This is a genomic window from Stenotrophomonas sp. GD03654 (genome assembly GCF_029845105.1).
GTDB lineage: Bacteria > Pseudomonadota > Gammaproteobacteria > Xanthomonadales > Xanthomonadaceae > Stenotrophomonas > Stenotrophomonas africana.
Genome location: NZ_JAOCLC010000114.1, coordinates 1 through 8,587 on the forward strand (window position 1 = coordinate 1; position 8,587 = coordinate 8,587).

Consider the following 8,587-nt stretch of genomic DNA (forward strand, 5'->3'; position numbering starts at 1 on the left):
GATTTCCTTCACGAGCACGTTGAAGGATTCCGGCATGCCCGCGACCATCTCGTGCTCACCGTCGACGATGTTCTTGTACATCTGGTTGCGGCCCTGCACGTCATCGGACTTCACCGTCAGCATTTCCTGCAGGGTGTAGGCCGCGCCGTAGGCTTCCAGCGCCCAGACTTCCATTTCACCGAAGCGCTGGCCGCCGAACTGCGCCTTGCCGCCCAGCGGCTGCTGGGTGACGAGCGAGTACGGACCGGTCGAACGGGCGTGCATCTTGTCGTCGACCAGGTGGTTCAGCTTCAGGTAGTGCATGTAACCCACGGTGGTGTGGCGATCGAACGCTTCACCGGTGCGGCCGTCGTACAGCTGGGTCTGGCCACTGCTCGGCAGGTCGGCCAGTTCCAGCATGCGCTTGATTTCCGCTTCGGTAGCGCCGTCGAACACCGGGGTGGCCATCGGCACGCCGTCGGTGAGGTTACGGGCCAGACGCAGCAGTTCCTCGTCGCTGAACTGCGACAGGTCGACACGGTTGGCCACGTTGGTGTCGTCGTGGTTGTAGATGTCGTCCAGGAACTTGCGCAGGTCGGCAACCGCCGCCTGGGCTTCCATCATCGCCTGGATCTTGCGGCCCAGGCCCTTGGCGGCCCAGCCCAGATGCACTTCCAGGATCTGGCCGATGTTCATACGCGACGGCACGCCCAGCGGATTCAGCACGATGTCCACGGTTTCGCCCGAGGCCATGTACGGCATGTCCTCGACCGGCACCACGTTGGAGACCACACCCTTGTTGCCGTGGCGGCCTGCCATCTTGTCGCCCGGCTGGATGCGGCGCTTCACGGCCAGGAACACCTTGACCATCTTCAGCACGCCCGGGGCGAGGTCGTCACCGGCGGTGATCTTGCCGCGCTTGTCGGCGAAGCGACGCTCGAATTCCTTCTCGTGCGCCTGGATCTGCTTCTGCGCGCGCTCGATGGCTTCCGAAGCGTCTTCGTCCTTCATGCGCAGGGCGAACCAGTCAGCCTTCTTCAGGCCGTCCAGGAAGGCGTCGCTGATCACGTCACCCTTCTTCAGGCCAGCGCCACCGTTGACCACCTTGCCCACGATCTGCGAACGCAGACGCATGTAGATGGCGGCTTCCAGGATGCGGAACTGGTCGTCGAAGTCCTTCTTGACGCGCTTGATTTCAGACTCTTCGATCTGGCGGGCGCGCTTGTCCTTCTCGATGCCGTCGCGGGTGAAGACCTGCACGTCGATGACGGTGCCGTCCATGCCCGGCGGAACGCGCAGCGAGCTGTCCTTAACGTCCGAAGCCTTCTCGCCGAAGATCGCGCGCAGCAGCTTCTCTTCCGGGGTCAGCTGGCTTTCGCCCTTCGGGGTGACCTTGCCGACCATGATGTCGCCGGCGCGGACTTCGGCACCGATGTACACCACGCCGCTCTCGTCCAGGCGGTTCAGCGCCTGCTCGGAGACGTTCGGGATGTCGGCGGAGATTTCCTCCGGCCCCAGCTTGGTGTCACGCGCGACGCAGGTCAGCTCTTCGATGTGGATCGTGGTGTAACGATCCTCTTCCACCACGCGCTCGGAGAGCAGGATGGAGTCTTCGAAGTTGTAGCCGTTCCACGGCATGAACGCGATCAGCATGTTCTGGCCCAGGGCCAGTTCGCCGATGTCGGTGGACGGACCGTCGGCCAGCACGTCGCCGCGGGCGATGACGTCACCCACCTGGACCAGCGGACGCTGGTTGATGCAGGTGTTCTGGTTCGAACGGGTGTACTTGACCAGGTTGTAGATGTCCACGCCTGCGTCGGTGGCGCCAACGATCTCTTCCTCGTTGACCTTGACCACGATGCGGGCAGCGTCGATCTGCACGATCTCGCCACCACGACGGGCGTTCACGGTCACACCGGAGTCACGCGCCACGGCGCGCTCGATACCGGTACCCACCAGCGGCTTCTGCGCACGCAGGGTCGGCACGGCCTGACGCTGCATGTTGGCGCCCATCAGTGCGCGGTTCGCGTCATCGTGCTCCAGGAACGGAACCAGTGCGGCCGCGATCGACACGGTCTGCATCGGCGAGACGTCCATGAAGTGGACTTCCGCCGGCGGCTTCAGCAGCGATTCGCCCTGGAAGCGGCACGGAACGAACTGCTCGGTCAGCACGCTGTCGGCATTGGTCAGGGCGTTGGCCTGCGCAATGACGTACTCGTTTTCTTCGATCGCCGACAGGAACTCGACTTCGTCATAGACCTTGCCGTCCACGACCTTGCGGTACGGGGTCTCGAGGAAACCGTACTGGTTGGTGCGGGCGTACACGGCCAGCGAGTTGATCAGGCCGATGTTCGGGCCTTCCGGGGTTTCGATGGTGCAGACGCGGCCGTAATGGGTCGGGTGCACGTCGCGCACTTCGAAGCCGGCGCGCTCACGGGTCAGACCGCCCGGGCCCAGGGCCGAGACGCGACGCTTGTGGGTCACTTCCGACAGCGGGTTGTTCTGGTCCATGAACTGCGACAGCTGCGAGGAGCCGAAGAACTCCTTGATGGCAGCGGCGACCGGCTTGGCGTTGATCAGTTCCTGCGGGGTCAGGCCTTCCGACTCGGCCATCGACAGGCGCTCCTTGACCGCGCGCTCGACGCGGACCAGGCCCACGCGGAACACGTTCTCGGCCATTTCACCGACCGAACGCACGCGACGGTTGCCCAGGTGGTCGATATCGTCGACCACGCCGCGACCGTTGCGGATCTCGGTCAGGACCTTGATCACGTCCAGGATGTCGGAGCTGTCGCCATGGGCGGCGACCAGGCGCTTGGACTCTTCGTCGTTGCGCTCACCGTAGTACTTGCGGTCGTACAGCACGGCTTCGCCGGTGGTTTCCTTGCGGCCCACGCGACGGTTGAACTTCATGCGGCCGACCGCGGACAGGTCGTAGCGCTCGAAGGTGAAGAACAGGTTGTGGAACAGGTTCTGCGCGGCGTCCTTGGTCGGCGGCTCGCCCGGACGCATCATGCGGTAGATCTCGACCAGGGCTTCCAGCTGGGTCTTGGTCGGGTCGATGCGCAGGGTGTTGGACAGGTACGGGCCACGATCCAGATCGTTCACCCACAGGGTGCCCACGGCATCCACACCGGCCTTGCGGAAGGCCTGCAGCTGCTCGTCGGTGATCTCGTCATTGGCCTGGGCCAGCAGTTCGCCGGTCGAGGCGTCGACCACGTCGTGCGACAGGATGCGGCCGACGATGTAGTCGTCCGGCACGGCCAGGGCGGCGATGCCCGAGGCTTCCAGCTGCTTGATGTGGCGCGCGGTGATGCGCTTGCCGGCTTCCACGATGACCTTGTCGCCGTCGGCGAGGTCGAAGCCCAGGGTTTCGCCACGCAGGCGCTCCGGCACCAGCTCCAGCTGGACGCCTTCATCCGGGTTGATGTGGAAGGTGTTGATCTCGAAGAACTCGGCCAGCATCTCTTCGTTGCTGTAGCCAAGCGCGCGCAGCAGGATCGACACCGGCAGCTTGCGGCGGCGGTCGATACGGGTGAACAGCGCGTCCTTCGGGTCGAACTCGAAGTCCAGCCAGGAACCGCGGTAAGGAATGATGCGGGCGCTGTACAGCAGCTTGCCCGAGCTGTGGGTCTTGCCACGGTCGTGGTCGAAGAACACACCCGGCGAGCGGTGCAGCTGCGAGACGATGACGCGCTCGGTGCCGTTGACGATGAAGGTGCCGTTCTCGGTCATCAGCGGGATTTCGCCCAGATAGACCTCCTGCTCCTTCACGTACTTGATGGCCTTGGTCGACGACTCACGGTCGTAGATCACCAGGCGCACGGTCACGCGCAGCGGGGCGCCGTAGCTCATGCCACGCTGGCGGCACTCACGCTCGTCGAAGACCGGTTCGCCCAGCTTGTAGCCGACGTATTCCAGGGCAGCGTTGCCGCTGTAGCTGGCGATCGGGAAGACCGACTTCAGCGCAGCGTGCAGGCCGTGGTCCGTGCGCTTGGCCGGATCGACGTTTTCCTGCAGGAATTCACGATAGGAATCCACCTGGATGGCGAGCAGGAACGGCACTTCGAGAATCGAGCGCTGCTTGCCGAAATCCTTGCGGATACGCTTTTTTTCGGTGAACGAATAGGACGTCATGAGGTCTTCCACCTTGTTGTGCGGATCGTGCGCCCACGATCCGAAGGGAACTTGAAATTGTCAGTTGGAAGTCGCTGGTATTGCCGGCACCAGCACGCCTTCTCCCGCTACTTCCAACTGCCAACTCGTCTGCTACCACGCCCCTGCTGCCGCGCGCTGCGCTGGCCGGCCGGGGTTTGACTGCAGCCCGTGTTGGGCTTTTTGCCTGCTTTTGAAACGGTAGAGTCGACTGTTAGTCGACTTCCTTCACAGCAGTCGACTAACAGTCGACTCTACAACACCGCAACAACGACCAAAGGCCGGGGGCTTACGCCCCCAGCCTTGGCTGCATCGCCGCGAATCGGTGACGATGCAAGGTAACTGCTTACTTGACTTCGACAGTCGCGCCAGCAGCTTCCAGGTCCTTCTTCATCTTCTCGGCGTCGTCCTTCGAAGCGCCTTCCTTCAGGACGCCACCGGCTTCGGCCAGGTCCTTCGCTTCCTTCAGGCCCAGGCCGGTGATGGCGCGGACGGCCTTGATGACTTCGACCTTCTTGTCGCCGGCCGACTTCAGGGTGACGGTGAACTCGGTCTGCTCTTCAACAGCAGCGGCCGGGCCAGCGGCAGCAGCCACGGCAACCGGAGCAGCGGCGGAGACGCCGAACTTCTCTTCGATGGCCTTGACCAGCTCCATCACTTCCATCAGGGACTTCTCGGCGATGGCGTCGACGATCTGTTCGTTGGTAAGGGACATGATTAATACCTTTGGATGATTTTCTGGGTTGAGGTTCCGTCAGGAACCACGGTAAGTCGAAACTCAGGCGGTCTCGGCGGCCGGCTCGGCAGCGTCGGCGGCAACATCGCCACCACCCTGCTTCTCGCCAACGGCCTTGATGGCGCGGGCAAACATCGTGACCGGCTCGGTCAGGACGCGGGCCAGCATGGCCAGGGCCTGGTCGCGGGTCGGCAGCGAGGCCAGCACTTCGACGTGGCTTGCCGGGAACACTTCGCCACCGATGGCGACGACCTTAGCCTTCAGCTTGTCGTTGCCCTTGGCGGCTTCCTTGATCAGGCGACCGGCAGCGCCGGGCTCCTCGAGCGAGAACGCGTACAGCAGCGGACCAACCATCTGGTCCTGGGCGACTGCGAACTCGGTGCCTTCAACGGCGCGCGAAGCCAGGGTGTTCTTGACAACCTTCAAGAAAACACCGGTTTCACGAGCCTGCTTGCGCATCGCGGTCATCTGGGCGACCGTGGTGCCAGCGTATTCGGCTGCGATCAAGGAGTGGGCCTTGGCGGCGACGTCTGCCAGCTCGGCGACTACTTCTTGCTTCTGGGACAGATTGAGAGCCATTGCACTCCTCCTATTGAACTCCGCTTACGGCTCCTGCCGTGTGCGGTCCTGTGCAGCATCCGTCCTGGACGCCGGGAACATCGGGATGATGTTCCGGGGGTGGGCCGTTCTAGACCTGGAGTGGGCCAACCTGGGAAACCCAGACGTGCGTGAACCAGAAAAACTCCAGAAGGGCACCATCTACGCAGGGTGATTCCGGGGAATCGATTAAGCGCTCATGACTGCTCCGGCGGCGACTCCTTGCCAGATCGAGCCTCCCTGCCCGTCGCCGGTATTGCCACGACCGCGCCTGCGGTCTTTGACGGCTACCGCCGGCGATGCACTGCCAGCGATGCCTTCAAATGTCACGGTCACGGCACCGAAGGTACCGTGACCGCTTGAAACAATTACTTCAGGGTCAGCGACGACTGGTCGACGGTGACGCCCGGGCCCATCGTCGAGCTGACCGAAACCTTCTGCAGGTAGGTGCCCTTCGAGGTGGCCGGCTTGGCCTTGATCAGGTCCAGCAGCAGCGCGGTCAGGTTCGACTTCAGCGCGTCTTCGGCGAAGTCGGCCTTGCCGATGGTGCAGTGGATGATGCCAGCCTTGTCGGTGCGGTAACGGACCTGACCCGACTTGGCGTTCTTCACGGCTTCACCCGGGTTCGGGGAAACGGTGCCGACCTTCGGGTTCGGCATCAGGCCGCGCGGGCCCAGCACGGTGCCCAGCTTACCGACGACGCGCATGGCGTCCGGGGTCGCGATGACGACGTCGTAGTTCAGATCGCCGGCCTGCATCTTCTCGGCCAGATCATCCATACCGACGGCTTCGGCGCCAGCGGCCAGGGCTTCGTCAGCCTTGGCACCGGCCGGAGCGAACACGGCGACGCGGACCGACTTGCCGGTACCGGCCGGCAGCACGGTGGAGCCACGGACCTGCTGGTCGGACTTCTTCGCATCGACGCCCAGGCGCACAGCGACGTCGATCGACTCGACGAACTTGGCCTTGGTGGCGCTCTTCAGGATGTTGATCGCGTCCTCGAAGGCGTATGCCTTGCCCGGAACGACGGCGGCCTTGATGGCCTTCTCACGCTTGGTCTGTGCCATCTTATTAACCCTCCACCACGAGGCCCATGGAACGGGCAGAGCCAGCGATGGTACGCACGGCGGCGTCCAGATCGGCGGCAGTCAGATCCGGTTCCTTCGCCTTGGCGATCTCTTCCAGCTGCTTACGGGTGACCTTGCCGACCTTCTCGGTATTCGGGCGCTTGGAGCCCGACGAGATGCCAGCGGCCTTCTTCAGCAGGGTGGTGGCCGGGGTGCTCTTGGTGATGAAGGTGAACGTACGGTCCGAGTAGGCCGTGATGATCACCGGAACCGGCAGACCCGGCTCGAGCTTCTGCGTGGCAGCATTGAACGCCTTGCAGAATTCCATGATGTTCAGACCGCGCTGACCCAGCGCAGGACCGACCGGCGGCGAGGGGTTGGCCTGACCGGCCTTCACCTGCAGCTTGATGTAACCGACAACTTTCTTTGCCATGTGAGTGCTCTCCGGGTGCTAGCGCCTTTCGACAACAGGCTCCCCATCGGACCGGGAATCACGCGTCCCGGCATCGCGTTTTGAAATCATGCTGAAGGCCACCTTGCGGCGGCCTCGTCCTGCTGGCTTCCCAGCGGGGAGCCGCGCACTATATCAGGTTTTTTCTTCACATGCCTGAAGCGGCACGTAAACGGAAGAAACCGGGCAAGGCCCGGTTTCTGGTTCCGTAGAGTCGAGCTTGCTCAACTGATCAGCAAAGTCGAGCAAGCTCGACTCTACAAGACAGGTCAGACGGCCTTTTCGACCTGGCCGAACTCGAGCTCGACCGGGGTGGCACGACCGAAGATCAGCACCGAGACGCGCAGACGGCTCTTCTCGTAGTTGACTTCTTCGACGACGCCATTGAAATCGTTGAACGGGCCATCGGTAACGCGGACCATCTGGCCCGGTTCGAACAGCACCTTCGGGCGCGGCTTCTCGACACCTTCCTGAACGCGGTTCAGGATGGCTTCGGCCTCGGAATCGGCGATCGGCAGCGGACGATCGGCGGTACCGCCGATGAAGCCCATCACGCGCGGGGTTTCCTTGACCAGGTGCCAGCTTTCGTTGTCGATGCGCGGAATGCCGGCTTCTTCATGGGTCTCGATCTGGACCAGCACGTAACCCGGGAAAAACTTGCGCTCGGAGCGGCGCTTCTGGCCAGCGCGCATCTCGACCACTTCCTCGGTCGGGACCAGGACGTCGCCGAAGCGCTCTTCCATGCCGTCACGGACGATGCGATCGCGCAGAGCCTGCGCCACCGACTTCTCGAAGCCCGAATAGGCGTGAACGACGTACCAACGCTTCATGCAATTCTCCTTAGCGGCTCAGGAACCACTGAGTCAGTTTCTGGATCAGGAAGTCGAAGCCACCCAGCAACAGGCTGAGGATGAGCACCACGACGATCACGACCCACGTCATGCGGATGGCTTCCTGGCGCGTCGGCCAGACCACCTTGCGCAGTTCAAAGCGCGACTCGGAGAGGAATTCGCGGGTGTCGCGCCCCTTGCCGGTCAGCATGAACACGCCGATACCGCCAACCAGACCGACCACGACCGCCAACGCACGCAGCTGACCTGCCCACGCGCCCAGCTGGGCGGCGCGACCAGAGTCGGCGGAGAACCAGAACCAGACGAACAGACCGGCCAGCACCAGCAGCGATGCGGCGACATACTTGACGATATCTCCACCGTTGGCGGAGTTGTCCTTGGAGTGTTCGATCTTGCTATTCATCAGGCTGTGTCTGCTTTAGCGGCCCAGGCCGCTGGATAAGGTGGGCAGATGGCACGCCAGGAGGGACTCGAACCCCCAACCTGCGGTTTTGGAGACCGCTGCTCTGCCAATTGAGCTACTGGCGTACGTTGAAAACTTGCCTTCCCTTAGACGGCGAAGGCGGACCGAGGTTCCCGGCCCGCCATTCGCGTAACCGGCGGCGCTATGCAACCACCGGTACTGCAGGTTTACTCGATGATCTTCGAGACCACGCCGGCGCCGACGGTACGGCCACCTTCGCGGATGGCGAAGCGCAGGCCTTCGTCCATTGCCACCGGGTTGATCAGGGTGACGACCATCTTGACGTTG

The 8,587-nt window shown here is 63.1% G+C and carries 7 protein-coding genes, 1 tRNA gene and 1 pseudogene; all 9 read right to left on the reverse strand.

Annotated features, from left to right (window positions below; translation table 11 throughout):
• Positions 1–4,116: DNA-directed RNA polymerase subunit beta (rpoB, locus tag N5J73_RS23330; protein ID WP_279941360.1), on the reverse strand; the 4,116-nt coding region annotated here is incomplete at its 3' end.
• 364 nt (positions 4,117–4,480) lie between these two features.
• Complete coding sequence (rplL, locus tag N5J73_RS23335) at positions 4,481–4,849, reverse strand: 50S ribosomal protein L7/L12 (RefSeq protein WP_010480374.1); 369 nt, start codon at positions 4,847–4,849, stop codon at positions 4,481–4,483.
• A gap of 63 nt (positions 4,850–4,912) precedes the next feature.
• A complete protein-coding gene (gene rplJ, locus N5J73_RS23340; protein ID WP_010480377.1) occupies positions 4,913–5,449 on the reverse strand; it encodes a 50S ribosomal protein L10 in 537 nt (178 codons plus the stop codon).
• A 386-nt stretch (positions 5,450–5,835) separates the two neighbouring features.
• Positions 5,836–6,534 (reverse strand): 50S ribosomal protein L1, encoded by a 699-nt coding sequence (rplA, locus tag N5J73_RS23345; RefSeq protein ID WP_004154350.1) that lies wholly within the window; start codon positions 6,532–6,534, stop codon positions 5,836–5,838.
• A 4-nt stretch (positions 6,535–6,538) separates the two neighbouring features.
• On the reverse strand, positions 6,539–6,967 hold the full coding sequence (rplK, locus tag N5J73_RS23350; RefSeq protein WP_004145248.1) for a 50S ribosomal protein L11: 429 nt from the start codon (positions 6,965–6,967) through the stop codon (positions 6,539–6,541).
• 287 nt (positions 6,968–7,254) lie between these two features.
• Entirely contained in the window at positions 7,255–7,815 is a 561-nt protein-coding gene (gene nusG, locus N5J73_RS23355) for a transcription termination/antitermination protein NusG (protein ID WP_004154362.1), read from the reverse strand.
• A gap of 10 nt (positions 7,816–7,825) precedes the next feature.
• A complete protein-coding gene (gene secE, locus N5J73_RS23360) occupies positions 7,826–8,239 on the reverse strand; it encodes a preprotein translocase subunit SecE (RefSeq protein WP_049445146.1) in 414 nt (137 codons plus the stop codon).
• Positions 8,240–8,288: 49 nt separating this feature from the next.
• Positions 8,289–8,364, reverse strand: a tRNA-Trp gene (locus tag N5J73_RS23365).
• A 102-nt stretch (positions 8,365–8,466) separates the two neighbouring features.
• A pseudogene (locus tag N5J73_RS23370) lies at positions 8,467–8,587 on the reverse strand (elongation factor Tu); the annotation flags it as partial.

Excerpts from the sequence above, each read along its gene's own strand:
- rplL (WP_010480374.1), bottom strand. The coding sequence starts at position 4,849 with ATGTCCCTTACCAACGAACAGATCGTCGACGCCATCGCCGAGAAGTCC.
- rplJ (WP_010480377.1), bottom strand. The coding sequence starts at position 5,449 with ATGGCTCTCAATCTGTCCCAGAAGCAAGAAGTAGTCGCCGAGCTGGCA.
- rplA (WP_004154350.1), bottom strand. The coding sequence starts at position 6,534 with ATGGCACAGACCAAGCGTGAGAAGGCCATCAAGGCCGCCGTCGTTCCG.
- rplK (WP_004145248.1), bottom strand. The coding sequence starts at position 6,967 with ATGGCAAAGAAAGTTGTCGGTTACATCAAGCTGCAGGTGAAGGCCGGT.
- nusG (WP_004154362.1), bottom strand. The coding sequence starts at position 7,815 with ATGAAGCGTTGGTACGTCGTTCACGCCTATTCGGGCTTCGAGAAGTCG.
- secE (WP_049445146.1), bottom strand. The coding sequence starts at position 8,239 with ATGAATAGCAAGATCGAACACTCCAAGGACAACTCCGCCAACGGTGGA.